General features: G+C 42.5%; 27 protein-coding genes, 1 tRNA gene and 1 other RNA gene. 16 read left to right on the forward strand and 13 right to left on the reverse strand.

What is annotated here, in order from left to right:
* The first annotated feature begins 80 nt into the window (after positions 1-80).
* Together lptF and lptG are read left to right on the forward strand one after the other, a co-directional pair.
* Entirely contained in the window at positions 81-1,190 is a 1,110-nt protein-coding gene (gene lptF, locus GFB48_RS15590; RefSeq protein WP_163937894.1) for an LPS export ABC transporter permease LptF, read from the forward strand.
* Complete coding sequence (lptG, locus tag GFB48_RS15595; protein WP_163937897.1) at positions 1,190-2,251, forward strand: LPS export ABC transporter permease LptG; 1,062 nt, start codon at positions 1,190-1,192, stop codon at positions 2,249-2,251. Before lptF ends, lptG begins: the two co-directional genes overlap by 1 nt.
* A 54-nt stretch (positions 2,252-2,305) precedes the next feature.
* On the opposite strand, the gene GFB48_RS15600 is transcribed toward lptG, so the two are convergent.
* Positions 2,306-2,815 carry an RDD family protein gene (locus GFB48_RS15600; RefSeq protein WP_163937901.1) on the reverse strand — a complete coding sequence of 170 codons (510 nt, stop codon included), beginning with the start codon at positions 2,813-2,815 and terminating at the stop codon, positions 2,306-2,308.
* Between the two features lie 181 nt (positions 2,816-2,996).
* On the opposite strand from GFB48_RS15600, the gene GFB48_RS15605 reads away from it, so the two are divergent.
* From GFB48_RS15605 to GFB48_RS15640, 8 genes are all read left to right on the forward strand, one after another.
* Entirely contained in the window at positions 2,997-3,506 is a 510-nt protein-coding gene (locus GFB48_RS15605) for a hypothetical protein (protein WP_163937904.1), read from the forward strand.
* A gap of 94 nt (positions 3,507-3,600) precedes the next feature.
* Positions 3,601-3,685: transfer RNA gene (locus tag GFB48_RS15610), tRNA-Leu, on the forward strand.
* Positions 3,686-3,830: 145 nt separating this feature from the next.
* The gene (locus tag GFB48_RS15615; protein ID WP_163937907.1) at positions 3,831-4,808 is read left to right on the forward strand and encodes a transposase; all 978 of its coding nucleotides are present in this window, start codon (positions 3,831-3,833) and stop codon (positions 4,806-4,808) included.
* Between the two features lie 371 nt (positions 4,809-5,179).
* Positions 5,180-6,706 (forward strand): hypothetical protein, encoded by a 1,527-nt coding sequence (locus tag GFB48_RS15620; protein WP_163937910.1) that lies wholly within the window; start codon positions 5,180-5,182, stop codon positions 6,704-6,706.
* A gap of 18 nt (positions 6,707-6,724) precedes the next feature.
* Positions 6,725-6,952 carry a hypothetical protein gene (locus GFB48_RS15625; RefSeq protein ID WP_163937913.1) on the forward strand — a complete coding sequence of 76 codons (228 nt, stop codon included), beginning with the start codon at positions 6,725-6,727 and terminating at the stop codon, positions 6,950-6,952.
* A 107-nt stretch (positions 6,953-7,059) separates the two neighbouring features.
* Complete coding sequence (locus GFB48_RS15630; RefSeq protein ID WP_163937916.1) at positions 7,060-7,407, forward strand: co-chaperone GroES family protein; 348 nt, start codon at positions 7,060-7,062, stop codon at positions 7,405-7,407.
* Positions 7,408-7,632: 225 nt separating this feature from the next.
* Positions 7,633-8,220: a hypothetical protein gene (locus tag GFB48_RS15635; RefSeq protein ID WP_163937919.1), complete on the forward strand. Its 588-nt coding sequence runs from the start codon at positions 7,633-7,635 to the stop codon at positions 8,218-8,220.
* 476 nt (positions 8,221-8,696) lie between these two features.
* The gene (locus GFB48_RS15640) at positions 8,697-9,227 is read left to right on the forward strand and encodes a hypothetical protein (RefSeq protein ID WP_163937921.1); all 531 of its coding nucleotides are present in this window, start codon (positions 8,697-8,699) and stop codon (positions 9,225-9,227) included.
* Positions 9,228-9,349: 122 nt separating this feature from the next.
* Here GFB48_RS15640 and GFB48_RS15645 read toward each other — a convergent pair whose 3' ends face one another.
* From GFB48_RS15645 to GFB48_RS15685, 9 genes are all read right to left on the reverse strand, one after another.
* A complete protein-coding gene (locus GFB48_RS15645; RefSeq protein ID WP_163937924.1) occupies positions 9,350-10,069 on the reverse strand; it encodes an META domain-containing protein in 720 nt (239 codons plus the stop codon).
* Between the two features lie 4 nt (positions 10,070-10,073).
* Positions 10,074-10,976 (reverse strand): folate-binding protein YgfZ, encoded by a 903-nt coding sequence (locus GFB48_RS15650; protein WP_163937927.1) that lies wholly within the window; start codon positions 10,974-10,976, stop codon positions 10,074-10,076.
* 155 nt (positions 10,977-11,131) lie between these two features.
* Entirely contained in the window at positions 11,132-12,361 is a 1,230-nt protein-coding gene (serA, locus tag GFB48_RS15655) for a phosphoglycerate dehydrogenase (RefSeq protein WP_163937930.1), read from the reverse strand.
* Between the two features lie 178 nt (positions 12,362-12,539).
* Positions 12,540-13,967 (reverse strand): coniferyl aldehyde dehydrogenase, encoded by a 1,428-nt coding sequence (locus GFB48_RS15660; protein ID WP_163937933.1) that lies wholly within the window; start codon positions 13,965-13,967, stop codon positions 12,540-12,542.
* A gap of 28 nt (positions 13,968-13,995) precedes the next feature.
* Complete coding sequence (locus tag GFB48_RS15665) at positions 13,996-14,541, reverse strand: glutathione peroxidase (protein WP_163937936.1); 546 nt, start codon at positions 14,539-14,541, stop codon at positions 13,996-13,998.
* 75 nt (positions 14,542-14,616) lie between these two features.
* Positions 14,617-15,276, reverse strand: coding sequence for a ribose-5-phosphate isomerase RpiA (rpiA, locus tag GFB48_RS15670; protein ID WP_163937939.1), 660 nt, complete (start codon positions 15,274-15,276; stop codon positions 14,617-14,619).
* A 42-nt stretch (positions 15,277-15,318) separates the two neighbouring features.
* Positions 15,319-15,918, reverse strand: a complete 600-nt coding sequence (locus GFB48_RS15675; RefSeq protein WP_163937942.1) for a 5-formyltetrahydrofolate cyclo-ligase — start codon at positions 15,916-15,918, stop codon at positions 15,319-15,321.
* Positions 15,919-16,012: 94 nt separating this feature from the next.
* Positions 16,013-16,196: non-coding RNA, 6S RNA (gene ssrS, locus GFB48_RS15680), on the reverse strand.
* A 20-nt stretch (positions 16,197-16,216) separates the two neighbouring features.
* Positions 16,217-16,549, reverse strand: a complete 333-nt coding sequence (locus GFB48_RS15685; protein ID WP_163937945.1) for a cell division protein ZapA — start codon at positions 16,547-16,549, stop codon at positions 16,217-16,219.
* A 178-nt stretch (positions 16,550-16,727) separates the two neighbouring features.
* Between GFB48_RS15685 and GFB48_RS15690 the strand changes: the two genes are divergently transcribed.
* From GFB48_RS15690 to gcvP, 6 genes are all read left to right on the forward strand, one after another.
* A complete protein-coding gene (locus GFB48_RS15690) occupies positions 16,728-17,306 on the forward strand; it encodes a UPF0149 family protein (protein WP_163937948.1) in 579 nt (192 codons plus the stop codon).
* Positions 17,307-17,308: 2 nt separating this feature from the next.
* A complete protein-coding gene (ubiH, locus tag GFB48_RS15695) occupies positions 17,309-18,493 on the forward strand; it encodes a 2-octaprenyl-6-methoxyphenyl hydroxylase (RefSeq protein ID WP_163937951.1) in 1,185 nt (394 codons plus the stop codon).
* A gap of 9 nt (positions 18,494-18,502) precedes the next feature.
* Positions 18,503-19,687 carry an FAD-dependent monooxygenase gene (locus GFB48_RS15700; RefSeq protein ID WP_163937955.1) on the forward strand — a complete coding sequence of 395 codons (1,185 nt, stop codon included), beginning with the start codon at positions 18,503-18,505 and terminating at the stop codon, positions 19,685-19,687.
* A gap of 178 nt (positions 19,688-19,865) precedes the next feature.
* The gene (gene gcvT, locus GFB48_RS15705; protein ID WP_163937958.1) at positions 19,866-20,960 is read left to right on the forward strand and encodes a glycine cleavage system aminomethyltransferase GcvT; all 1,095 of its coding nucleotides are present in this window, start codon (positions 19,866-19,868) and stop codon (positions 20,958-20,960) included.
* A gap of 18 nt (positions 20,961-20,978) precedes the next feature.
* Complete coding sequence (gene gcvH, locus GFB48_RS15710; protein ID WP_163937961.1) at positions 20,979-21,368, forward strand: glycine cleavage system protein GcvH; 390 nt, start codon at positions 20,979-20,981, stop codon at positions 21,366-21,368.
* Between the two features lie 108 nt (positions 21,369-21,476).
* Entirely contained in the window at positions 21,477-24,368 is a 2,892-nt protein-coding gene (gene gcvP, locus GFB48_RS15715; protein ID WP_163937964.1) for an aminomethyl-transferring glycine dehydrogenase, read from the forward strand.
* Between the two features lie 441 nt (positions 24,369-24,809).
* On the opposite strand, the gene GFB48_RS15720 is transcribed toward gcvP, so the two are convergent.
* The 3 genes from GFB48_RS15720 to GFB48_RS15730 all read right to left on the reverse strand — a co-directional run bounded on the left by GFB48_RS15720 (position 24,810) and on the right by GFB48_RS15730 (position 26,167).
* Positions 24,810-25,103, reverse strand: a complete 294-nt coding sequence (locus GFB48_RS15720) for a hypothetical protein (RefSeq protein WP_163937967.1) — start codon at positions 25,101-25,103, stop codon at positions 24,810-24,812.
* Entirely contained in the window at positions 25,100-25,693 is a 594-nt protein-coding gene (locus GFB48_RS15725; protein ID WP_163937970.1) for a V-type ATPase 116kDa subunit family protein, read from the reverse strand. Before GFB48_RS15725 ends, GFB48_RS15720 begins: the two co-directional genes overlap by 4 nt.
* Before the next feature lie 264 nt (positions 25,694-25,957).
* Positions 25,958-26,167, reverse strand: a complete 210-nt coding sequence (locus tag GFB48_RS15730) for a hypothetical protein (protein ID WP_163937974.1) — start codon at positions 26,165-26,167, stop codon at positions 25,958-25,960.
* Between the last annotated feature and the right edge of the window lie 66 nt (positions 26,168-26,233).

Consider the following 26,233-nt stretch of genomic DNA (forward strand, 5'->3'; position numbering starts at 1 on the left):
GAAAACTAGTAAAAAAGCAGCATTTATATTGAAGTTAAGCGGATTTGCGCAAAAATACAAGTTTATTAACGGAATTGGCAGTGATTTTATTTAAATACCTCATCAAAGAAGTCCTCAAAGCACAAGTAACAGTGCTGTTTGTTTTATTGGCTATCTTTCTGAGTGAGAACTTTGTCCGTGTCTTATCTGGTGCATCAAATGGGGACTTTCCAGCTGGATTGGTGGCAACACTTATTGGCCTAAACCTCCCTTGGTTGGCGGCGTTAATCGTACCATTAAGTTTGTTTTTAGGGGTTTTGCTGGCTCATGGTCGTATGTATGCTGAAAGTGAGATGACAGTGTTGCATGCTATAGGGGTAAGTGAATGGTATGTTGCAAGGGTGACATCCCTTTTGGCGATATTTAACTTGGCGTTAGCTTTTGCTTTATCGGTCTACGTTGCCCCTTGGGCGCAGCAGACTCAAATGAAAGTCCTTGAACAAGCGAAAAACGAGGCAGGGTTAGCGGTATTAAGTCAGGGACGGTTTCAGCAAGCAGCCAACGGCAAAGCCGTGATATTTGTTGAACAAATCAATAAAGATAATACCCTTGAAAATATTTTCGTGGCCAACATTAACGACGAAGAACAAAACCAAAAAAGGAATAATTTAGTCTTTGCTCGTGGGGGGAAAATTATCGAAGGTGATTCCGGCTCACAAATGCTGACGCTGGCTGATGGCACTCGATATGAGCTGTCCACTTTTGGGTTGGATCATCAAGTATTGCAGTTTTCCAGTTATTCTATGCAAATCCAAGCACAGCAAGAAGAGCAGCAAAGACTTAGATTAAGTGCGATGCCTGTGGACGAATTGTTGAAGTTAGAAACTCCTCGAGCAAATGCAGAGTTTCATTGGCGTTTAGGGATCCCACTATCGATACCGGTATTGACATTGCTGGCGGTGCCCCTGGCCAGAGTAAATGTAAGACAAGGTAAATTTGCTAAAATGGCACCGGCAATCTTGCTTTACTTAAGCTATTTTGGAGTCCTTGTGGCAGGACGAAAAGCCCTAGAGGATGAAGTGATACCGGCCTATATGGGAATGTGGTGGGTACATCTAGGTGGATTAATGTTAGCTGCATTTTTCTTAATTAAAGACCGACCAATAGGCGTGAGATTGTGGAGCGTAGTTCGCACTAGGGGGCGCAAATAATGAGAATTTTAGATTGGTATATAGCGCGGATCATTTTAGCGACCACAGCATTAACTTTGTTAACATTAACTGGCCTTTCAAGCATCATTAAGTGGGTGGACCAACTCAGATTAATTGGTCAGGGAGATTACCAAATATTAGATGCTATGCTTTATAGCTTTTATTTGATTCCAAGAGATATTGAAATGTTCTTCCCGATGGCTGTGCTATTGGGGGCCTTAATGGGGATGGGAGTGCTTGCACAAAATTCCGAACTGGTCGTTATGCAGGCGGCGGGACTATCTCGATTACAGATTGTTACCTCAGTGATGAAAACCGCAGTGCCATTAATGGTGGTGATTATGGCGATGTCAGAATGGGTTGCCCCAGAAGGGGAAAGGATAGCACTTGAGCTGAGAACTGAAAAAATCTCAGGGGGCAGCTTGATCAAAGGACTCAAGGGAACCTGGGCAAAGGATGGCGATAACTTCGTCAACATTAATGAGGTTGAAGATATCTTTAGTCTCAGGGGCGTGACCCAATATAAATTGGATGATCAGCACCAGCTAAAAGAAGTTATTTTTGCTGAAAAAGCCCAGTTTAATAATAACTATTGGCAGCTTGAGAATGTGACCCATAGTTTTTTTAGTATGGACAAAATAGAGAAAATAGAACAAGAAACAGGATTTTGGGTCTCTAGCCTAACGCCAGATAAATTATCTGTGGTTTCATCAAACCCTAAATCGCTGTCGATTTCAGGCCTACTTGCCTATTTAGAATACTTAGAGGTTAATAAACAAGATCCCAGTCATTATCAGTTGGCTTTATGGCGGAAACTGATGCAGCCTGTCATTATTGCGGTCATGATGTTAATGGCACTGTCTTTTGTATTTAGTCCAATTCGAACCTCAAATTTTGGTGCCAGAATGCTTATTGGCATGGCCGCTGGTTTTGGTTACTTCTTATGTTCAGAAGTGTTTGCTACCGCATCACTCGTATTTCAATTACCACCAATATTAGGGGCGATGGCGCCAAGTGTATTTTTCACTATGTTGGCAATATGGCTATTGAAGAAAGCCTGAATAAAAAAAAAGCCGCAGTAAAAACTGCGGCGCTTTTTTATTCGATAAGAGGTGTTAAACCCCTTGCCAGTTCTTTAATTTGTTGGCTTCCATAGATAACACCACAACTTCAGAAGCGGTCATTTTATCTTGTAAAGCGCGTTTATCTGCACTGATTAAAATCCATAAATTACCCACACCGAACAAAGCCCAAAATAGGCGAGATAAAGCCACTAAAGGAGAGATCGTTTGGCCGTTAGGATGCTGTATTTTAAGGCGCCAAGCTCGCATACCTAAGGTTTGGCCTTTAGACCAAAACCAGACATAAAAACCAGCAACCCACAAGAATATCCATCCTTGATAAAGTCGATGATACATAGCATTTGAATTAAGTAATGCGGCAGCATCATCGACACTGGCATTGGCAATAACATCGGTCGATAACAGCAGCATAAAAAAGCCAAAGCCTAATGCGCCCGCAACCATATACACCGCCGCAGCCAATAATAAGTCGTAGATAGCAGCACCTATACGGCGCCAAAAACCGCTGCGTGGAAAATTGGCATGATCTAAATTTGCACTCATGGGGATCCCTTATTTGTAATCGCTGCAAAGTCTAACAAATTTTTACAGGAAAACTAATACCCATAAGTATGAACCAAATCACTAAAACTATGTTAAGCGATAACAAAGTGAGACGAGTTCAGCTTAATTTCAGCTAAGCTGACTATGCTTGGTTAATTTTGATAATTTAACGGTACGAATAATGAAAAAGTGGTTATTAGTAGCAGCTTCGATGGTTGCAATGCCGGTGTTGGCGCAGAGTAATGGTGGCTATCGTCAGGTTACCCCTGATACCCAAGCACAAGTTCAGCCAGAGGTGCAAAAGCAGCCAGCAGCCCCAAAGCCGACTCCGAGACAACGTCGTTCGACAGTAGGGACTGGTATTGGTGGCACTCAGGTTGGTATTGCCGTAGGTGAAGATTCTGGAGTTGCTTTCCGTTACCAAGGTTATCAAGCGACAATAGGTCTAAATCGTTTCTCTGTAGCGGTAGATAAAACTTTTAGGTTTAGTGGTCATCCACATTTTTATTGGGGCATCGGTGGTAAATTACGTAATGATTATTACCACAAGTTAGCTGCGAGAGCGGTATTTGGTGCCTCAGCACAGGTTGAAGATTTTGTCTTTTTTGGTGAATTACAACCAACCTTGTACTTAGTTAACGATACTAAATTACAACTTGAAGGGGTAGTTGGCGTTCGTTACGCATTTTAAGTTGAATATTTGTGCAATTGATAGGTCATAGTACAATTAGCGCTTGCAAGATAATGCAGTCATTCTATAATGCCAAACAATTGCTTTACGCAATGCCAGTGTGGTGAAATTGGTAGACACGACGGATTCAAAATCCGTTTCCTTCGGGAGTGGCGGTTCAAGTCCGCCCACTGGTACCATATTCATAAGAAAGCCGCTTCATTCATTTGAAGCGGCTTTTTTGTAACTGGAATTCAGCTTTCTCTAATCGTGACACCCACTATAAGAGACACTAACAGCTATTCTGAACTAGACTTAGATAAGTTTGAGTTATAGGAGGTTGTTATGACTCTTCCCCGCAAATACCAAATATCTTACCAAGACACCACGATATACCACTGTTACACAAAAATGGTGAGAGGTGCTTTTTTAATGGGAAAACATCATCTTACAGGAAAGAACTATAACCACAGGAGAAAGTGGGTAGAAGACTTAATATTAGCACTTCCTAGCATTTTCGCCATTGATGTGGCGGCGTATGCAGTGATGTCTAACCACTTACATGTGGTACTTAGTGTTGATGTAGATAAAGCCAATGCTTGGAGCGACCTAGAGGTAGTGGAGCATTGGCATCAGTTATTCAAAGGCACTGAAATTACTCAAAGATTTGCCAAAGGTGAAGTGCTTAGTGGTGGCGAGGCCTTCGTGCTGATTAAACAGGTGAGAGAATATCGTTCTCGCCTAATGGATATTTCTTGGTTTATGAGGTGTTTGAATGAGCCTATTGCGAGGCAAGCCAATGCAGAAGACAAGTGCACTGGTCGTTTTTGGGAAGGGCGCTTCAAATGCCAAGCTCTATTGGATGAAGCTGCAGTGTTGGCTTGTATGGCCTATGTGGATTTAAACCCAGTAAGAGCCTGCATGGCTAATACACCCGAAGAATCCAACCACACCAGTATTAAACTCAGGATTAAAGCAGCACTGAAAGGTGAGCAGCCACAAGAGTTATTGCCGTTTATAGGCAATGAGCGCGCTAACCAACCGAAAGGGTTGGCTTTTTCTGTAAAAGACTATCTGCAACTGGTGGACGAAACAGGCCGAGTAATTCGCGATGATAAGCCTGGGGCAATTAGCGAAAGCAGCTTAGCGATATTTGAAAGGCTGAATGTTCCCGCAGAAAACTGGTCAAAAATAGTGAATGATTTTGGTCAGTTATTCCATGGCCCTGTGGGGCACTTACAACAACATGACAAGTTTTGTGAGCATACCCATCGAGTGCGACGGCACTTCAAGCAAAGTTGTAAGTTAATAGACAAAAGCTAGCCTCTATCCATACCAATACTTTACAGCGCTGCTTTAAAGCAGTGAGTTTTCTATGTCTAATTTTCAGCTATTTGGCTAGTTAATACGTGAAAAGATAGCAAAACACACAATATTACTAAGTAACCTACTGAGTCGAAGGTGCTTTCGGTATATTTTGTTTTTATCGAGAGGTTTATTTTGCTAAGTTACTGATTAATAGTGGCTGTCTGTGTTAGTCTTATGTGATCACCTGATCAGTGATCACATGTTTACGTAGCAGTAGTTAAGTACATAAAATATTGATAGTATTATATTTGTACAAGGAATGGTTCTATATAAATTTAAGTTTTTTAGAACTTATCTACGCCTAATATATTGTCAAGGAAGGCAAGATGATAGACATCGAGCAGCTACAGCCAGAGAATTTAGTTCGTTTAATTAAAGAGGGTTGGCTAGAAAAGCAAATAGAAAAAATTCGCGCAACTCACAATTCGATAAAATTTCAAAAAGAATACAGTAGTGAAGCCGGTATTCTAGCTGATTATCGAGAGCTATTAGAGCGTGGCACTTTTGTCGCTGCTGGACTTTTATTAAGCAAACTAGGTGACGAAAACTTATGTAATGGTGAGTCGCCAGCAGTTTTGGCATTAGAATCCGGCAAAGTAGATGTGCTGCTAAGTTACATGGTAGCGCTTGATTTACAGCCAAATCAGCAGTTTTGTATATCTGAAAGTGACTATGAAATAAGCTTGCTTTGTGAGGCTTTCTTGAGGGGGAGTGAAGAGCTTTTCAACATGCTTTTATTATTCCCATCTACTGATGTTAATGATTACCAGCACCACCAGCACTTAGACTCTTTCAATAGTACGATAACGTATGTTTATCAAACAAAAACCTTCTATTTGTTACCTGCATTAATGCAGTCTAAATATTTTGCATACCTTGATTATAAGGACATCGATTGGAGCACAATTGAATGTGACGAGCAGTCTTTACTAGGTTATTTATTTACCATTGGTAATGAGCAAGGCCTTAAGTATGCACTAGCGAAAGGGTTAAAGCTCAGTGATTTATTAAGGTTCCCTGATTATATGGATGAGAGCCCATTTGCTAAGTTAACCAAAAACGTACTTGATGGGGATAAGAGCCTTTTAACTTCCTATTTATTAGAGGATATGAAGCTTATTAATGAGCTACTTTCTGCCGATGATAGCTACTTAAACCCGATAGTGAATAACTTAGATAAAGGGCTTGAAACCTCACTAGAAAAGTTGGGCCTTCATGTAATTGTTGAACATATCGAATACCTGAAGGAAGACTACAAGCAACAGTATGCTTATGAGCCTCATGTTTGGGGGGATGTACTAGAGCATTACCCTAATTTGTTGCCTAGATTGGGTACCCACAAGCACTATGATGAGCATCAACAAGAGAACGAAGGTAAGATTCAAATAGCAGACCATATTGGCCTTAATAAACAAGCCTCAAACCAAGAACATTGGCTACCGCTACTAGAAGATTATCTTCGAATATATGGGGCGGTATTTGACTGTTGGTTGGTTGGGTTAGATGCACGTAAAACCTCAAAGGGCATTGAGTTTAAAGTTACCTATTTAGATGATTATGGTGAAGACTTTCTAGAGAAAGACGAAGAAGTCACTACGTTGGAAGTTGAGTTATGCCAGGAACTTAGTGTGAAGACTGACGCTTGGGAAAACTTTGAATCATTGACCTCCTTTCAGCTGCATAAAGCGCTAATATCTTTAAATCCTAAAAGGTTGGCTGAAGCTATAGATAAAAAGCTCTGGGAGTCCCGTTGTGTGTGCCAAATAGAGACTGACTTCAGAGCGCGCGCTGAGAAAGCAAAACAATACATAGAGCGCCATTACAGCGAAAATCATATAATTACTACAGCCTAATATTTAAAGGAAATAATCATGTCTAGAAACCCATTTACCGAACTAAGAAAAGAGAGTAAACGGGAAACCTTTTGGCTAAGAGTAGTATCTATCACAGTTATCTTGGTTTATATAGGTATTCATTCACCAGAGTCTGAAAAGCCATCAAACGCTACTCAAAAAGAGTGTGACTCGTTAACAGAGGGTGCTAAAAAAGAGGTGTTGGAAAAACATGAAGATTTAAGTTCTGATAATAAGGGTGTATAACCTAGCTTACTATTCAAGCATTGTCTCAACTAGAGCGCTGTACACTAGTTATTAAGTCAAATGCTTGGTAATATTTTTTCAATATAAAAAAGCATACAAGGATAGTAATGCTAGCGTTTGATGACATTTCAGGAATAAAGCCAATAGGCTCGCAATTACTAGTAATGCGATGCGAATTTGAACCCATCGAAGGTGTCCCTAATAAGCAATTCCACAGATACTACGCAAAGGTCCTAGCCCTAGGGACTGGCGTGCGTAGAAGCCACACAGACAAAATACTTCCATTTTCTGCCGCAGTTGGTGATGAGATTTTGGTACGTGATATACCAGAATCCAGAAATCAGTTTGTGACCACAGATAAACTTTACATGCTAATTCACGATGATGATGTGCTGGCCATTAGGACCGTACACAAGGCGAAGCCTAGATTGATTAAAAGTGGCTGTCTATGTTAGTCCGTCAGTTTTCTATGTTTAATTTTCAGCTATTTGGCTAGTTAATACGTGAAAAGATAGCAAAACACACAATATTACTAAGTAACCTACTGAGTCGAAGGTGCTTTCGGTATATTTTGTTTTTATCAAGTGGTTTATTTTGCTAAGTTATTGATTAATGATGGCTGTCCATATTAGGCAGATTAATGATGGCTGTCCGGATTAGGCAATGGAGCTTCAAAATAGATGTTCGTATATTTTAAAATTTTCTTGTTAACTTTAGTGAAGCAATCTGTGCCAATACTAATTTCTCTAGCATTGGGAGGAGGGGTCTACTATTTTTTAGATAGCTTATTTATTGCTACAGCAGTACCTTTATTATTTTTATTGATTATATATATTAGATTCCTGGGTCCGTTGGGTTATGTGGAAAGAGAAAAAATTGAAGAGTTAGTCGCAAAAGAAGTGTTAAATAAGCTAGATGTTCTGATTACTCAGAAGGGGGATTTTGGTATTCGCTGGTGTGATAACTCTTGGGCTGGGGGTGCAGGTTTATTCACTCAATTCGAACTTTTCTATGAATCAAACTATACAGTAAAGGGGCTATACTTTTTTTGTAAAGATATGCCTTATTTGAAGCTACATGTTATTCCATGGGAAAATATTTTGAATATTGCAGATACAACTCTTACAAAAGATCCTAGTTTGCATATCCCTATGGAGTTAAGTCGGGATTTGATTTTATATGATGGGGGTAAGATTATACTTCCAATGAGCTCTTCCGCAGTTGAGTATTGGATTGATAATTATAAGAAAGTTGATGATGATGATTAATTTGGTGGTATTGAACAAAGTATTGAGTTTGGGCAAGTAATGGTGTTTGTAATTAATCGTGACTAGCCTCCAAACTGTGACTAATATTTACTGTCTTTTTTCTTTTAGTTTTGAGAGAAAGTAATAAAACATCTTTTTAAACTTTTTGGTCCCATAGTGGTCCCAATGTATTTGGTTTAATAGATAAATCAGACTATATCAGTAGTTTACACTTACTTTTCAAGTCCGCCCACTGGTACCATGTTCATAAGAAAGCCGCTTCATTCATTTGAAGCGGCTTTTTTGTATCTTAATACAGGTCATTATTGTTTGATTCAGGCACTTCTGGTGGCTATCTCTTATTTAGCTCAGTAGGTTAATGGTAAATCCGTGTGCTATGGGGAAAATTTTATCATTGAAATTGGGTTTCCAGTTAGGGTATCTTGGCTGCATAATGGTTGCGCTGGCGAGCGTATATTTAATCGGGGCTGATTTATATGAACAAACCTAGGTGGCTATTGTTGCTGGTGTGCCTTGTTAATTTTAATATTGCTGCAGATGACAGATTATCGACAGAGTGTATTAAGATAGAGCAAGGGTCTTTATGTCTAGTGATTCAACAAGATGAGGAAGGTTGGTTAAATAGCCAAATCACCCTTGCAGGCTCTCCTTTTTACAGTGTTCAAACCTATTTAAGCCCACCCAGTTTAAAAGCTTTTAAACAGCAGCGTATAATTATGCTAGAAGTGGCAGAAGAAGGACACCCAAGCCAGTTATTTTTTGATTTTCAACAACTCAATGATGTTGATTCTGAACTCGAGCCAATTTATGTCTTAGCTGACTACTATTTTGAGCATATTGAACACTTAAGTGATGGTGTGTTGTATTACAGTCGCGATAATTGGGTCGCTGAACCTGGTCACTGCGACGGTTTTCTAGATGGTGCTGATCATTGTGTACATGGGGTTAATCTTTATAGTGGCGAAACCGTTAAGGTGAATTCGCCTTATACCTGCCAGCATCAATAAATTTAATTTTGGTTATGAGAGCGGCATATTGTTGGTAAAACTTTATCGATAGAACAAACCAAGCCGCTTCAGCAGAAGTGGCTTGGTTTTTTTGTCGATGCATTCAATACTGACTGTTTAGCTTATTTATGCCTAAAGATTAATATTGGCTTATTGTTGTCATCAGCAAGAACAAGTTGATCTCGGTTATTGATCCTTAAGTTACTGACTCGTTTTAGGGCCTTGAGATAGTTTATTTCTTGTTTCATTTGTGGGCAAAACCGTTTACTGTTGATGAGTTTGGCAATAGTAAAATCATGTTGCTCAAGCGAATACTGTGCGGAGTACCTGTTACAGTTGCTGTGCCCCGTTAGTGAGCGCTCACCGTCAAGGTTTAGTGTGACTAAGCTAAGATTAGGTTTACCATCTACTCGCACGAGTTGCCATTGGCTAGGCGCAAGCAAAAGGCTTTGTTTTGCCGCTTCTGTAGCAATCAATTTTACTTCGCTTAAACCAAATTTGTTAGCTGATATGCTGCTATCGTTAAGCAATAAACGCTTACCTTGATCAATAACGCTCACATGAATACTTAAATCTGACAGTTTCAAATGACTTGGAACAAAAAAATGTACTTGAAGGTTATCGCTCCAGGGATAAGTCTTAGTAGCAATTAACCTGCTTGAAACATCTTGTAATCTGTCATCCCTTAAGCTGACCACCAACTTTGCATTCGCGCTAATATTATAAATCTTTGGTACAACGACTTGGCCGCTTAGAGCTATTTCCTTAGGTCTTTGCAGTTGACTACAGCCTTGCATAAAAAATGCGATAGCGACAAAAACGAGTAAATAAAGCTTATTCATTGGCTTAATCTATTGGGTATGGCAGTGCTTGTGCAGTTAACAAAATATCACTTTGTTCCATGATGCCAAACTCGGCTTGTAGAGGACTATCATTATTGAGAACTGCAGTGATATATAATTTACCTTGATGATTAATCGCTTGTAATACACTGCCGCAACGTCTTGGTTTGCCTTCATCGATAATGCTTACAGTGTCGTCAATATTAACCTGTGCCTCAGTTTCAGCGATTAATATATAAAGCGCACGTTTGTTGCCACCACGGTACTTCATTCTGGCGACGGTTTCTTGACCAATATAGCAGCCTTTATTGAAGCTGATCCCTTCTACAGCTTGTAGATTGAGCATTTGCGGGATGTACTTACTAAAGTGAACCGCTTCAAAATAAGGCAAGCCGGCTAGCACTTCAGCAGCCTGCCAAGCATTCACAGGGACAGTTTCAATATCTGAAGAGAAATTAGCATCAATAACGATATAACCGGTTTCAACTTGTAAAATGGCGGTATCGGTAAGGAGAGTTACTCGTTCAGTTAACGGGCCATATTTTTGGATTAGCCATTTTTCCGCATCTGCGCCCATTACCCCATACAAAGCAACCTCTGAAGCGCTAATGTCACATTGGTGGAAGGCCGAGTATTTTTTTAGCTGAAGCAGTTCTTGTTCGACTAAAGTGCTCGGTAAGATCAGCCCTAAGTGTTGGTTATTAAATGCAAAGCCTCTAAAGGCTGCCATCATTTTACCTTTGGGATCACAGTGTGCTCCCCAACTCCATTGTTCGGCAGCGAGTTTAATAACATCATAAGTGACTTGACCTTGTAAAAAGGTACGAGCTTGGGGACCAACTAATTCGATGAGTTTTAAATGCTCTAGTTTGACTATTTGAAGCGCATTTGCTGCAGCTGTGGTCATGGAAACTCCGTATATTGGTCAGTGTGGGTCTTCAATGGCTAATTTTAGCGACTTTTATAAATGAGTAAAATCATAAAAGTGTAACAATTAACCAAACAAAATGAAAAAAGCCTAAGCTCAAGTGAGTTTAGGCTTTGATAACACAAAAAGTTAGCTTAGCGAAGCAAACGAGCCCTGATGGTGCCTTCAATCAACTTCATTTCTTCTAATGCTTCTACTGCGCGGCCAGCATCTACATCCATAACCACGTAACCAATATCTGCAGTCGTTTGTAGGTATTGGGCAGCAATATTGATGTCTTTATCAGCAAACGCTAAGTTAATTTTGGTTAATACACCTGGCTGGTTTTTATGAATATGCAATAGGCGTGAAGTACCAGCATGATCGGGCAGTGATACCTCAGGGAAATTAACGGCTGATAAGGTCGAACCATTATCAGAGTACTTAACCATTTTGCCCGCAACTTCAGTACCGATATTGGCTTGCGCTTCCTGAGTGCTGCCACCAACGTGAGGAGTTAGAATAACATTATCTAAGCCACGCAAAGGTGATTCAAAAACGTCGTCATTGCCCTTAGGTTCAACAGGGAATACATCAATGGCAGCGCCAGCAATGTGGCCACTGATTAAGGCTGCCGCTAATGCATCAATATCCACCACGGTGCCACGAGAAGCGTTTATCAAACGAGCCCCAGCTTGCATCGCGGCCAATTGTTCGGTGCCAATCATATTTTGAGTAGCGGCAGTTTCTGGCACATGTAGCGATACGATATCAGCCATTGCCAGCAATTCATTTAACTCTTGGATTTGTTGGGCATTGCCTAATGGTAGCTTGTCTTCAATATCATAAAACACCACTCGCATGCCGAGGGTTTCAGCTAAAATGCCTAATTGGGTGCCAATATGACCATAGCCTATCAGGCCTAGAGTTTTGCCACGCACCTCGGTAGAGCCTACCGCATTCTTCAACCAACCACCGCGGTGAGCGCTAGCGTTACGCTCTGGAATGCCGCGACTGAGCATAATAATTTCACCAAGAACCAGCTCAGCTACAGAACGGGTATTTGAAAAAGGTGCGTTAAATACTGGGATCCCTAGTTCTTCTGCGGCTGCTAGATCAACTTGGTTAGTGCCAATACAAAAACAACCAATCCCCACTAACTTTTTAGCATGATTGAGCACATCACGAGTAAGCATGGTGCGTGAACGAATACCAATAAAGTGAACATCAGCAACTTTTTGCTTTAACTCTTCATCGCTTAATGATGATTTATGGGATTCAATATTGGTGTAACCAGCGCGTTTTAAAACGTCGATGGCATTCTGATGAACCCCTTCTAATAGAAGAATTTTGATCTTGTCTTTATTTAGTGAGTATTTAGCCATTTTTCTCTTCTTTATGCGGCAGGAGAAGGATGCATAAAATAGCAAATTTCAGCAGCGTTAGCAGCAATATAAGCACTAATTTAGTTGCGTTTTATTCATGCAAACGTTGCATTTAGGAACAATAGCTACTGAAAAGATTAACGCCAATTGGTAGCTGGCGTTAATCAGTTGGATAAATTTAGCGAACAAACACTTTAAGAAGCATTTTTTGCAGCCAAGTGTCATAGGGGGGGTAAACGAAGCGAGTAGAGTTAAAGCGCCCCTGTTTTAGAACGGTTTTGGCCTTAGAAAAGGTTTGGAAGCCTTCGTGGCCATGATAATGTCCCATACCCGATGGGCCTATGCCTCCAAATGGTGCATCATCAGCAGCCACATGTACCACCGTATCATTGATTGCTACCCCACCTGAATGCGTTTGTTGGCAAATCATTTGGTTCTGAGCATTATCGAAGCCAAAAATGTATAACGCGAGTGGACGCGGACGTGCATTCACATATTGGATCGCTTGTTCGATGCTGTCATAGCCGATTATCGGTAATAGTGGCCCAAAGATCTCCTCTTGCATGACTTGCATATCATCAGTGACATTGGTTAGCAGCTGGGTCGCCATTTTACGCCCAGATAAGGCTTCTGGAGCTGCGCTGAAGACTTTGGCGCCTTTAGCTTTGGCATCTGCGAGCCAACTTTGTAGGCGTTGATGTTGTTTGTCGTTGATAATGTGGGTGTAATCATCATTATTGACGAAATCAGGATACATTTGATTAAATGTCGCGATGTAAGCCTCAATGAATGGCTGTTTTTTATTTTCTGGCAACAACACGTAATCGGGTGCGACACAGATCTGACCGGCATTTAAACATTTGCCATACGCGAGGCGTTTTGCTGCAGTGACAATGTCCATATCGGGCGTAATCAAGGATGGTGATTTGCCCCCAAGCTCTAGGGTAACTGGCGTCAAGTTGTCAGCAGCAGCGCGCATTACATGTTTACCGACGGTTGTTGAGCCTGTGAATAATAGGTGGTCAAAGGGTAACGATGAGAATTCAGCTGCAACCTCAGCCTCACCTTCGATGATACAGACTTCATCTTCACCAAAGGTTTCCGCCAACATTTTTTTTACTACGGCATTTGTGCTTGGAGTAAATTCTGACATTTTGAGCATAACCCTGTTGCCAGCAGCTAAAGCAGTTGCCAAGGGGTTCAAAGACAAATTAAGAGGAAAGTTCCACGGGACAATAATGCCCACAACGCCAAGTGGCTGATATTGAACCTCTACTTTCGCTGGCGACAGCATTAAGCCAGAATGGCGTTTACTTGGCTTGAGCCATTTTTTTAAATTTTTAAGTATGTAGTTGATGTTTAAAATACTTGGCATGATATCGGTGAACATCGAGTCATGTACCGAGCGATGTCCAAAATCATTACTAAGCGCTGCCGTTAGGTTGTCTTTGTTTATGAGAATGGCCTGTTTCAGGGATTCGAGCTTTTGCCTACGGGAGTGCAGAGCAGGATAGGGGGTCTCCCTAAAAGCTTGCTGTTGTTTCTGTAGGACTTTCTCAAGAGACGAATGAACAACTTCTGTTGTTTTCACTGCATTTAAAGCCATAATTAAAATCCCTTCTGTTTGTTGGCTGTCAGTCTAAAAGTTTTTCAATGGCGACTAAGACTTCTTCATCATCTGGTTTGGTAAACGCAGACCAAGTTCCGACAACTTGTCCTTGTTGGTCAACCAAATGCTTATGAAAGTTCCATTTGGGGCTTTTATTTGCTCTTTTGTTGAGCGTTTGGTACATCTCAATGGCATCAGCGCCACGAACAGCCTGGGGTTCTGTCATTGGGAACTTAACACCATAATCAATATAACAGACCTCAGCGGTTTTAGCTTGTGAATCAGATTCTTGCTTAAAATCATCAGAAGGAACGCCAATGATAGTGAAGCCTAGATTGGCATATTTTTCGTACACACTCTGTAATTTTTTAAATTGTGGAGTAAAACCACAATGACTGGCCGTATTGACAACCAAAATTGCTTTCTTGTCTTTGGTTATGTCACACAGGTCTAGGGTTTGTTCACTGTTGAGTTTTTTTAATTGGTAATTAAAAACATCAGCACATTCAGCCCAAACATGTTGGCCGCCAATAAGGCCGAAGATTAGGGCAAGTGATTTGAAAATACGCATATTAAAATTCCATTTATTAAAAAAGGTGTATCTACTACGATACACCTTTTAAATTAGATTAGCCTGTTTAAAGGGTTATTCTTTGTGGGTTGTTACACCCGAATCAGTTCCCATCAACAATACATCAGCCCCACGCTCAGCAAATAAGCCATTGGTTACCACGCCGACAATTTGGTTGAGTTGCTGCTCAAGCTTTTTGGGTTCCATGATTTCAAGGTTGTAAACATCTAGAATAATGTTGCCGTTATCGGTAATGCAGCCTTCACGATAAACAGGATCGCCTCCAAGTTTTACAATTTCACGGGCAACATAAGAACGAGCCATAGGGATCACTTCTACTGGCAGTGGAAAATCACCTAGAATATCAACCAGCTTAGTATCATCAGCAATACAGATAAACTTTTTAGCAACCGCGGCGACGATCTTTTCACGGGTAAGGGCAGCACCTCCGCCTTTGATCATGGCCATATGATGGTTAATTTCATCGGCGCCATCGACATAGATATCAAGGTCAAATACTGAGTTTAAATCGAATACTTCAATGCCATGGGCTTTTAAGCGTTCGGTAGATGCCTCTGATGATGACACGGCACCTTCGATGTCATTTTTCATGCTAGCTAGGGCGTCAATAAAGTAGTTTACCGTTGACCCCGTACCAACGCCTACAATGCTGTCTTTTTTAACAAATTCAAGTGCCGCTTCAGCTGCGGCTTTTTTCTTATCGTCTTGGGTCATGAATTTTCCTAACCAGTTTTGCTGGAATTAAGGGTAAAAGATTCACTGAGTATAGCATTTGCCTAATTTTAAGTCCTTAAAATTAGGGGATAAAATTCCATCAAGTGGGATGTCCCAAGGTTGCATTTGGATGGCATCTGTACATTGGCAATCATGGCCAATGCCTATTACAACTGGTTTCTTGGTCGCACTTAGGTTCGCTAAACTTCTGTCGTAGTAACCGCCCCCCATGCCCAGCCTTTGACCTTGCTTACCAAAACCCACTAAAGGGGTAATAATTAAATCAAGTTGGCTAGCTAAGATTAACTCATTGACGGTGCGCTTGGGTTCTTCAATAGCAAACTGATTGGCAATCATCGTGCTAGTTGTGGTGTATTTGACAAAGCTTAAATGCCCTTTCGAAAAGGGATGTAATACAGGCAAGCAAACCGTCACCCCAAGTTGCCACAGGCTAGCAATGATTTGCTGAGTCGGGACTTCTCCATCGGTTGCAAGGTATAACGCCGCACAAGTGACGTTTTGAGTCCGTACTAATTGCTTTATGTCTTCGAGTATTGCCAGCTCGCTCTGACATTGCTGCTGTTTAGTCAGGTTACGTCTGGCTTGCCTTAATTGTTGCCTAAGGGCTTGATTTGGGCTCATTTGGGAATCGTTATGTAGAACAATAGCGCTCTTTATACCGTAATTGAGAGGGGGTTGGCAATGAGCCTTAGCATCGAACCAAAATAGAAAAAATTAGGACCCCAGAGTGCCGCCGCAGGCGTAAGCCCTTGAAACCGGAGTTTCAAGGCGGAGCAGTAATAACCACCGTAGGCTTCTCAGTACGAGCTGAGCTTGCTCAAAAGCAGAAAGATTACAACTCCTAAGAGGTATAGCATCGGCTCAGGGACGGAGCCTACTAGCTAACACTCCAGGGAAGAAGGTATTCCATTATTGTACTTTAGGGTGCTGAACTATCCTGATTCTCTACACCTTTTATCAATGCGTTAGCTAATGCTTTTTGCATTGATTCAATTCGTTCATCTACTTGTTTAGCCTGTTGTAGATGTAAAATACTTTGTTGTTTGGCTTCGTAACTTATTTCTAGCGCCACCATGACCAGCAATTGCGTGATCGAATTAGCGGGGGTTCTGGACTTTGCCAAAACTAGCTTTTGATTCAATTGTGCAGCAAGCTCAAGTAAGTTATTTTCCTCACCGACAGGGCAATTCACCTTATAACTTTGATCAAGTATTTTAATGCTGACTGGGTTATTGCCCATTGAATCATCCATAAATTAATTAGCCTAACCCTGTGGACTATAGCTAGCAGCAAAATAAAGTTCAAGGCAAATTATACATTGTGTAAATCAATTGCTGATAAAAGTTTCAGTCAGGCTGTAAACTGCCCTAACAATTCGAACCAGCCTTAAGTATAATAAGAGGCGATATTTATTTAAGAATGGAACCATTATGTCTCTGTCAGCTTCAATTATTTTTAAGCAGTTACAGCAACTTCTTCAGGACGCCGAAATGGGCATGTACCCAATTGAAGTGCAGGCGACACTTGCGGGCATCATTGCCGCAGGAACAAGGGATGATAGTGCCAGTTGGCAAAGTGATTTTTGCCAATTATGTAATGATGGCCAGCCATTACCATCGCCATTACAAGAGGAAGTTAATAAGCTTTATCAGCAGACGTTAACCACCCTAACTGAAGAAGATTTTGCCTTTAACCTATTATTGCAAGACGACGATGATTATTCTTTATCACAGCGTTTAGAAGGACTCGCACTTTGGGTGCAAGCTTTCTTAACGGCCTTGGCTGTGGCGCAACCACAATTAAATCAAGCGCCAGCTGAATTAAAAGAAATGATCGATGACTTGGGCGCTATCGCTCAAGTAGAGATCCAAGTTGATGAAAACGAGGAAGGCGAAGTGGCCTATACCGAAGTGACTGAGTATGTAAAAGTTGTCGTCATCAATGCATTTCATGAATTCAATCACGGCCCAGAGCAAAAATATACTGAAGAAAAACCAACTCTCCACTAATTATGATTAATACAGCTAAGCAATACGATGTCGTTATCGTTGGCGGCGCAATGGTCGGGGCTTCCCTTGCGTTAAGTTTGCAAAAGTTGGCACCCAAATTAACGCTTGCCGTGATTGAGGCTCAAACCTTGGGGGCGGCGCACCCAGGCTTTGACAGTCGTGCCATTGCCGTTAATCATGCCAGTGTCGATTGGCTGCAGCGTATGCAGATTTGGTCTTACTTAGATGCCAATGCAACGCTAATTAAAGACATTAATGTCTCGGATCGTGGCCATTTCGGTATGGCAGATATGGCAGCAAAGCGATGGCAGTTAAACTATTTTGGTCAGGTTATCGGGTTGGCCGATGCGGGTTATCAACTGTATCGAGGTCTTGCCAGTCACCCTAAAATTAGTTTGTACTGCCCAGCAAAAGTGGTGGCCTGTACCGTTACCCAAGACAGTCATGATTTAACTTTGGACGATGGCAATACCATTAGCGCAAAACTGGTGGTGGCTGCCGATGGTTTACATTCACAGATTAGACAGCAGTTAACATTGCCTCTTGAGCAGGTCAGTTTTGGCCAATCCGGCCTAATTGCAACGTTAACTATGGACAGACCCCACCATAATAAAGCCTACGAGCGCTTTACTGAGTATGGCCCATTAGCTTTATTGCCCATGGGGGATAAAAAGATGTCCATGGTGTGGGCCATGACATCCGAGCAGTTGCAGCAGGTTGAGGCCATGGATGACAAGCAGTTGCTTACAGCTATCCAAAAAGCCTTTGGCTTTAGGGCGGGTATTATTGAGCAAATACAATCAAAAGCGAGTTATCCGTTAATGCTCTCTAGTATGACACGTACTATTTATCACCGTACGGTATTTGTTGGTAATGCTGCACAAACCCTACACCCTATTGCTGGGCAAGGGTTTAATTTAGGTTTGCGAGACATTAAAGCCTTAAGTCATATTATCGCTGAAGCGTTCAATGCTGGAGCTGATGTTGGTGCTAATCATGTATTGCACGAGTATTGGCAACAACGGCAACAAGATAGAAATAATACCATTAGCGCTATCGAAACCCTAGTCCGTGGATTTTCAAATGATTATTTGCCATTGGTGGCAGGTCGTAATTGTACATTACGGCTATTGGCATGGTTGCCACAGTTACAAACCCCGCTAGTTAGTAAAGCTACGGGCTATTAAGGTCAGATTATGTTTACGACGCAAAGTGTTGATGTAGCAATTATTGGTAATGCCATGGTGGGCCTAGCGAGTGCTATTGGTTTAGCCCAGCAAGGTTTACAGGTGGCACTGATTGGCCCAGACAGCTATAAGCCATTAACGGCTGACACTGAACTTAGGGTAAGTGCCATTAATCATGCTAGCCAAGCTTTACTTGAGAGTCTTGGGGTATGGCCGCTGCTTGATCACAGTCGTGTTGGTTGTTATCAAAGCATGCAGGTATGGCAAAAAGATGGCTTAGGCGCGATTAACTTTGATGAATTACCGCTGGGGCAAAACTCTATAGGCGCCATCATAGAAAACCAAAATATAGTTAATGCCCTATGGCAGCGTGCTGAACAACTTGAAAACTTAACGATTATGGATGCCAGCGCCAGTCAAATTGCCATGGGCGAGCGTGAGGCCTGGTTGACCCTAAGTGATGCCAAACAGTTAACTGCCCGCCTAGTGTTGGGCGCTGATGGCGCTAACTCTTGGTTAAGGCAAAGCTGTAATGTCGGGTTGACCTTTTGGGATTACCAACATCATGGCTTAGTGGCCACCATTAAAACCGAGTTGCCACACCAAGGCTGCGCCAGACAGGCATTTTTAAATACTGGGCCATTAGCCTTTTTACCTTTAAACGACAGTCACCACTGTTCAATTGTATGGTCACTGCCACCGCAATTGGCACAGCAAAAACAAGCTCTTACCCAGCAAGCGTTTGAACGCAGCCTGCACGCCAGCTTCGATGGTAAGTTAGGCTTGTTAGAGTTAGTGTCTGAACGTCAAAGTTTCCCACTTCGGATGCGTTACGCCAAGCAGTTTGCAGGGCAACGTTTCTTGTTATTGGGGGATGCCGCCCATACCATTCACCCATTAGCGGGTCAGGGAGTAAACTTGGGCTTTGCCGATGTGGCGGATATGCTGCTAAGCATGCAAGATATTCAGGCTAAAAATGCCGATATTGGTGATTACCGCCAGTGGCGACCTTGGGAACGTAAGCGTAAGGCCGAAGCTACTAAGATGATCAGTCTGATGGAAGTCTTAAAACGTACTTTTGCCATTGAACACCCAGTGGCCAAAGGTGTGCTTGCAGCAGGAATGAAGCTGGTGGACAAACTGCCAGGGGTTAAGCCTTGGTTGCTTTCCCAAGCGCTGGGTAAGAGAGATTAGAAATCCTAATCTGAGTCGGTAAAATTTCTAATTATAATTATTGTGATATGGACTTAATTTGGCTATACAAAATATTCGCTATAGGTATAATCCGATCACATTTTTGTGAAATTTGTGGTTCATCAATTCGTGATTTTTATGGATTTTTGTTGTCACAAGGTTAAGGATAATTATTCTCATGTCTGCACAAACGCCTCTTTATCATAAGCACCTTGAAGCGGGTGCTAAAATGGTGGATTTTTTCGGCTGGCAAATGCCAATAAATTATGGCTCACAAATTGAAGAGCACCACTATGTACGAAAGGATGCGGGCATGTTTGACGTTTCCCACATGACAGTGGTTGACGTAACCGGCAGCGATGCCAAAACCTTCCTTCAGAAATTGTTCGCCAACGATGTTGCCAAACTCACTACCCCAGGTAAAGCCCTTTACAGCGCTATGTTAAACCATGATGGCGGTGTGATTGATGATCTAATCACCTATTACCTCAACGATGAGTTCTACCGCGTCGTCGTTAATTCAGCTACCCGTGAAAAAGACTTAGCTTGGATGGCCGAGCAATCCCAAGGCTTCAGCCTAACCATCAGCGAGCGTCCAGAGCTGGCAATGGTGGCCGTACAGGGGCCCAACGCCAAAGAAAAAGCCTCTCAAGTATTTACTGCTGAGCAAAACCAAGCGGTTGCAGGTATGAAGCCATTTTTCGCGGTAGAAGCCGGTGAGCTATTTATTGCCACTACTGGTTATACTGGCGAAGAGGGTTACGAAATTATTGTCCATCAAGACAAAGTGGCCGAGTTATGGCAAGCCTTCGTCGACGCCGATATCAAGCCATGTGGTCTTGGTGCCCGCGATACCCTACGCCTTGAGGCTGGTATGAATCTTTATGGCCAAGATATGGATGAAAGTGTATCGCCATTAGCGGCGAACATGGCTTGGACTATCGCTTGGGAACCAACAGATCGCGACTTTAATGGTCGTCTTGCTTTAGAGCAAGCCAAGGCAAATGGCACCGAAAAAATGGTTGGTCTGATCATGACTGACAAAGGTGTTTTACGTGCAGGCACTAAAGTCTTTTTTGTTGATGAAAATGGTACAGAACAGCAAGGTGTTGTGACTTCTGGTACTTTTTCACCGACCCTAGGTTACGCCATTGCCATGGCGCGCGTACCTAAAAACATAAAAGACACCGCTGAAGTTGAGCTTCGTAAAAAACGAGCTACAGTGAGTGTCATCAAACCAAGTTTTGTCCGTAACGGCAAACAAGCCTTTTAATTAGCTAAGGAACAAGAGATGAGCAACATCCCACAAGAGCTAAAATACACCACCTCTCATGAGTGGGTTCGTCAAGAAGAAGACGGTACTTTTACAGTAGGTATTACCGAGCATGCCCAAGAGCTGCTAGGTGACATGGTGTTTGTTGACCTACCTGATGTTGGTGACAGTGTTGACGGTGGTGACGACTGCGCAGTAGCAGAGTCTGTAAAAGCCGCCTCAGACATTTACTCACCACTTTCTGGTGAAATCGTAGCTGTTAACGAAGATCTAGAAGATGAGCCAGAGCTGGTAAACAATGAACCATACACAGATGGTTGGTTGTTCCGTATTGCGCCAACTGATCTTGCTGAGCTTGACGATCTGTTAGACGCTGAAGGTTACCAAGCCGTAATCGACGACGAATAATATTTATTAATATTTAAAAGCCCTCGTATTGAGGGCTTTTATTTTTAAGGCTATACCGCTTACACGCACGTAACAGTGGTAGATTTTTGCTGTTTTTAGGGAAAACTAATGTCAGACACCCAAGTACAACACCAGTCCTTACACGAGCTTTGCCAAACCGAAGCTTTTATTGGTCGCCATATTGGCCCAAGTGTTGCTGACCAAGCGCAGATGTTAACTGACATCGGCGTGCAATCATTACAAGAGTTAACCGAGCAAGTAGTGCCAGAGGGCATTCGCTTAAATGCCCCATTAAACGTTGGCGCACCTCGTACTGAAGCCGAAGCGACCGCTTACTTGCGTAGCCTAGCCAAACAAAATTTTGTGGCTAAAAACTACATAGGTATGGGCTACTACGGCACCGAAACTCCAGCGGTTATTCTGCGTAACGTATTAGAAAATCCAGGTTGGTACACGGCCTATACCCCTTACCAACCAGAGATTGCCCAGGGCCGTTTGGAAGCGATTTTGAACTTCCAGCAAATGTGTATCGATTTTACCGGCCTAGATTTAGCCTCGGCATCATTACTGGATGAAGCGACGGCAGCAGCTGAAGCGATGGCACTGTCTAAGCGTGTCTCTAAAAACAAAAAGTGCAATTTATACTTCATCGCCGATGACGTTTACCCGCAAACCATTGACGTGGTCAAAACCCGCGCTGAAGCCTTTGGCTACGAAGTGGTGATTGGTAAAGCCGAAGATGCCCTAAACCATGATATTTTTGGTGCATTACTGCAATACCCGAACCGTCTAGGTGAAGTGTTAGACAACCGTGAGCTTATCGCCGCAATTAAGGCTAAAAAAGCCATTGTCACCCTAGCCACCGACTTAATGGCATTGCAACTGTTAACCAGCCCAGGTGAACTTGGTGCTGATGTGGCGGTAGGTTCGGCCCAGCGTTTTGGTGTGCCAATGGGTTATGGTGGTCCACACGCGGCGTTTTTTGTGACCCGTGATGCCTACAAGCGTTCAATGCCAGGTCGTATTATTGGTGTGTCTAAAGACACCCGTGGCGGCACCGCTCTGCGTATGGCTATGCAAACCCGTGAACAACACATTCGTCGTGAAAAGGCTAACTCAAACATTTGTACGGCGCAGGTGTTACTGGCCAATATGGCGTCTTTCTATGCGGTATACCACGGTCCACAGGGCTTAAAAACCATTGCCACCCGTATTCACCGTTTAACCCAGATGGTAGCGACTGCCATTGAGGGTTCAAGCCTTCAATTGCTGAACAAGCAGTACTTTGACACCTTAACCTTTAAAGCTGCAGACAACGCAGCTCTCGTTGAACGTGCTCAATCTGCTGGCATTAATCTGCGTGTAGACAGCGACGCCCTTGGTGTTTCCTTAGATGAAACCACTACGCTTGCTGACGTTGCCGAGCTTATCAGTGTATTAACCGACGAGTCAGCGGGTGATGTTGAAGCGCTTGATAGCCAACTGGCTGAGCAAGGTTACGCCATTAGCAAGGATTTACTGCGCTCAGATAAAGTACTAGAGCACCCAGTATTTAACAGCTATCACAGCGAAACCGAAATGCTGCGTTACATCAAGCGCCTAGAAAATAAAGACTTAGCATTGAACCACTCAATGATTTCTTTAGGCTCTTGTACTATGAAGCTGAACGCGACTACCCAGATGATCCCAATCAGCTGGCCAGAGTTTGCCGGTATGCACCCATTTGCCCCGGTAGAGCAGGCGGCGGGTTACCAGCAAATGATCAAGGAATTATCAGACTGGCTAATCGATATCACTGGCTATGATGCCCTATGTATGCAGCCAAACTCGGGTGCCCAGGGTGAATACGCTGGCCTGTTAGCGATTCAAAAATACCACGAGTCTCGCGGCGATGATCACCGTAATATCTGTTTGATCCCCTCTTCTGCCCACGGTACTAACCCAGCATCGGCGCAAATGGCGAATTTGAAAGTCGTTGTTGTGGCCTGTGACAAACAAGGTAACGTGGATATGGACGATCTTAAGGCTAAAGCTGAAGAACTGTCTGACAACCTATCTTGTATTATGATCACCTACCCATCGACCCACGGTGTGTATGAAGAACAAGTACGCGAGATTTGCGACCTAATCCACAGCCACGGCGGTCAGGTTTACATGGACGGCGCCAACATGAACGCTCAGGTTGGCTTAACCTCACCGGGCTTTATTGGCTCAGACGTTTCGCACTTAAACCTACACAAAACCTTCGCCATTCCACACGGTGGCGGCGGCCCAGGCATGGGACCAATCGGCGTTAAAGCGCACCTAGCTCCATTTGTAGCGGGTCATGCTGTGGTTAAAACCGGCGAAACCTCCCAAGATAACGGCGCAGTATCGGCAGCACCTTGGGGCAGCGCCGGTATTCTGCCAATCTCTTGGATGTACACCACGCTATTAGGTTCAAAAGGCTTAAAGCAATCGACCCAAGTGGCGATTTTAAATGCTAACTACCTAACCAATAACCTAAGCCAGCATTACCCAATTTTATACCGTGGCCGTAATGATCGTATTGCCCATGAGTGTATTGTTGACCTGCGCCCAATCAAAGAAGCCACCGGCATTTCTGAGATGGACATTGCTAAGCGTCTAATGGATTACGGCTTCCATAGCCCAACCATGAGCTTCCCAGTAGCAGGCACGTTAATGATTGAGCCAACCGAGTCAGAGTCAAAAGCTGAAATTGACCGCTTCATTGAAGCTATGGTGTCAATTAAAGGCGAGATCGATAAGGTAGCAAACGGTGAATGGCCACTAGAGAACAACCCACTAGTGAATGCGCCACACACCCTAGCAGACATCGTTGATGGCGAGTTTGATGCCCGCCCATATTCGCGAGAAGAAGCTGCGTTCCCAGTAGTGGCGGTGAAGGCCAATAAGTTCTGGCCGACGGTGAATAGGATTGATGATGTTTATGGAGATCGCAATCTTTTCTGTAGTTGCGTCCCTATGTCTGAATACTAATTTTGGCTGCACCTGCTTCGCGCTAGCTGCGTTAAAAGCAGGTGCTAACCCGAGTCACGTAGCGCACTACGCTCCCCGGGCTTAGCATCTACTTTCGCCTTGCTATCATCTCGCAGGACTTGCCAAAATGAGTATTGTATACACTGACTAAATTTTGGTAGTGTCTGCGGATAGAAAGTGTTTTCTCTCGAGATTAGAAGCTCTGACTTGTTCAGAGCTTTTTTGTATTTAAATCTAGTTTACGGCGTTCGCCTCGCCTCCCAACCCGCATCACGTAGCGAACTTCGCTCAACGGGCTTGGAAGGCTCAACGCCTTGTACTGATTTTGCAAGCCTTGCCAAAATGAGCATTACATACACTGACTAAGCTTCACGATTACTGCGGTTTAGTTGGAATTAGAAATTGAAGCCCTAGCTGAAAAGCTAGGGCTTTTTAATAGCATTAATCTTCGTGCTTGGTTTTAAATTGGCTGATAATGGAACTGGCCGAAACCCAAACGATTGCAAAACCACCTAACCCAATAGCAAGTCTATCTTTTTCTAGGTCACCAAAGTTAACCGCTTGTGTATAGAGACCAAAGGTTTTTATTATTAATAAAATGCCGTGGTAAATAGCAAACGAAGATAAGATGAAGGTTACAGTCTTTTCAAGGCTAGGAATCTCTTTATTGTTGTAATAGTGCACAGCTATGTAACAAATGAAAATGCCCACAAATATCCAATGTAATAAGGTCATAGCTGCTCCCTTAAAACTTTAATATCAAGAAGGTCCTCATACAGCTTTACCCTCTTATTAGACATCTCAGATAGCTTTTCAGTAGCATCTAGAATCTCATCACGTAGATTGTTGGATTCGTCAATCAAGCTTTGATTTTTTTGCGAGAGTTCAGTTATTTCTTTATTGAATCTAGATTTTAAAATCAGAGAATAAAGCCCTGATGAAGATAGAATTAAACCTGATATATAACCCAAATAAGTGAAATTAATGTCGCTGGATATTAGAGTTGTTAAAACGCTGCTTACAAGAAAACTAAGGCCCAAAGCAATTGAGAAAAAGTAGTTATAAACCCTGCTATTCTTTGCTTTGAGGTTACGTAAGGACTTTCGATTGCTGTGCAAGAAATGAATAGACTCTTCTAGCTCGGTCTTCTTTTGATGTAGTAACTCTTGCTCTTCAGAGGTGACCTCATCATAAGTTTTGAACCAATCTTCTGACTTTTCAATTAGCAGATCTATAGCTTCTTTAGACGGAGCTTTGGAGGTGTTTTTTATTAATTCGCCTAATCTATTTATCTCTTCGAGGGTTGTAGTCAGTTTCTTTTCCATAAGGTTGTGTCTAATTTCCATCTAGAGCGTGTTAAATACACTGTATAACAGTTGGCTTTTAATTAATAGGTGGCCTATAGGGGAAAAATAACTATTGTAATCAATAGCGGCAGAGAAACTTGATTTCCTAACTTGAAGCAATGCAAGCAGAAACGCTTGCATTGTTTGTTCTGGGAAAGATCTAGATTACAGATCACTGAGTACGGAGTACTGATTTTTCTGTATTCGGTTATCGGTAGTCTGTATTCGAATAAGTGCCGGACATTATGTTGCAGCGGTTTGTAGCTGCATTTTTTTACGTAATGCAGGTTTGTGATTAGTGATCACAATAGGCTCGCTTTCGCTTCCTTGTATAACAAAGATTTTTGATATGTTTTTACTGGCTAAGAAATCAAATTTAGGGTCTTGATTGGTGTTCACCCATTGCCCTTGGCCAACAACCGCAATTGTATCCCCTTGAAACTGTAGTGGCATAGTTAATTTGGCCACCTGATTAGAGGTGTTAAAATACACCTCATAGCATAACAGGTGACACTATGA

The sequence above is a fragment of the Paraferrimonas sp. SM1919 genome (assembly GCF_010993985.1).
GTDB lineage: Bacteria > Pseudomonadota > Gammaproteobacteria > Enterobacterales > Shewanellaceae > SM1919.

Coding starts and splice junctions, on each gene's coding strand:
- lptG (WP_163937897.1), top strand. CDS start 1,190: ATGAGAATTTTAGATTGGTATATAGCGCGGATCATTTTAGCGACCACA.
- GFB48_RS15600 (WP_163937901.1), bottom strand. CDS start 2,815: ATGAGTGCAAATTTAGATCATGCCAATTTTCCACGCAGCGGTTTTTGG.
- GFB48_RS15605 (WP_163937904.1), top strand. CDS start 2,997: ATGAAAAAGTGGTTATTAGTAGCAGCTTCGATGGTTGCAATGCCGGTG.
- GFB48_RS15615 (WP_163937907.1), top strand. CDS start 3,831: ATGACTCTTCCCCGCAAATACCAAATATCTTACCAAGACACCACGATA.
- GFB48_RS15620 (WP_163937910.1), top strand. CDS start 5,180: ATGATAGACATCGAGCAGCTACAGCCAGAGAATTTAGTTCGTTTAATT.
- GFB48_RS15625 (WP_163937913.1), top strand. CDS start 6,725: ATGTCTAGAAACCCATTTACCGAACTAAGAAAAGAGAGTAAACGGGAA.
- GFB48_RS15630 (WP_163937916.1), top strand. CDS start 7,060: ATGCTAGCGTTTGATGACATTTCAGGAATAAAGCCAATAGGCTCGCAA.
- GFB48_RS15635 (WP_163937919.1), top strand. CDS start 7,633: ATGTTCGTATATTTTAAAATTTTCTTGTTAACTTTAGTGAAGCAATCT.
- GFB48_RS15640 (WP_163937921.1), top strand. CDS start 8,697: ATGAACAAACCTAGGTGGCTATTGTTGCTGGTGTGCCTTGTTAATTTT.
- GFB48_RS15645 (WP_163937924.1), bottom strand. CDS start 10,069: ATGAATAAGCTTTATTTACTCGTTTTTGTCGCTATCGCATTTTTTATG.
- GFB48_RS15650 (WP_163937927.1), bottom strand. CDS start 10,976: ATGACCACAGCTGCAGCAAATGCGCTTCAAATAGTCAAACTAGAGCAT.
- serA (WP_163937930.1), bottom strand. CDS start 12,361: ATGGCTAAATACTCACTAAATAAAGACAAGATCAAAATTCTTCTATTA.
- GFB48_RS15660 (WP_163937933.1), bottom strand. CDS start 13,967: ATGGCTTTAAATGCAGTGAAAACAACAGAAGTTGTTCATTCGTCTCTT.
- GFB48_RS15665 (WP_163937936.1), bottom strand. CDS start 14,541: ATGCGTATTTTCAAATCACTTGCCCTAATCTTCGGCCTTATTGGCGGC.
- rpiA (WP_163937939.1), bottom strand. CDS start 15,276: ATGACCCAAGACGATAAGAAAAAAGCCGCAGCTGAAGCGGCACTTGAA.
- GFB48_RS15675 (WP_163937942.1), bottom strand. CDS start 15,918: ATGAGCCCAAATCAAGCCCTTAGGCAACAATTAAGGCAAGCCAGACGT.
- GFB48_RS15685 (WP_163937945.1), bottom strand. CDS start 16,549: ATGGATGATTCAATGGGCAATAACCCAGTCAGCATTAAAATACTTGAT.
- GFB48_RS15690 (WP_163937948.1), top strand. CDS start 16,728: ATGTCTCTGTCAGCTTCAATTATTTTTAAGCAGTTACAGCAACTTCTT.
- ubiH (WP_163937951.1), top strand. CDS start 17,309: ATGATTAATACAGCTAAGCAATACGATGTCGTTATCGTTGGCGGCGCA.
- GFB48_RS15700 (WP_163937955.1), top strand. CDS start 18,503: ATGTTTACGACGCAAAGTGTTGATGTAGCAATTATTGGTAATGCCATG.
- gcvT (WP_163937958.1), top strand. CDS start 19,866: ATGTCTGCACAAACGCCTCTTTATCATAAGCACCTTGAAGCGGGTGCT.
- gcvH (WP_163937961.1), top strand. CDS start 20,979: ATGAGCAACATCCCACAAGAGCTAAAATACACCACCTCTCATGAGTGG.
- gcvP (WP_163937964.1), top strand. CDS start 21,477: ATGTCAGACACCCAAGTACAACACCAGTCCTTACACGAGCTTTGCCAA.
- GFB48_RS15720 (WP_163937967.1), bottom strand. CDS start 25,103: ATGACCTTATTACATTGGATATTTGTGGGCATTTTCATTTGTTACATA.
- GFB48_RS15725 (WP_163937970.1), bottom strand. CDS start 25,693: ATGGAAAAGAAACTGACTACAACCCTCGAAGAGATAAATAGATTAGGC.
- GFB48_RS15730 (WP_163937974.1), bottom strand. CDS start 26,167: ATGCCACTACAGTTTCAAGGGGATACAATTGCGGTTGTTGGCCAAGGG.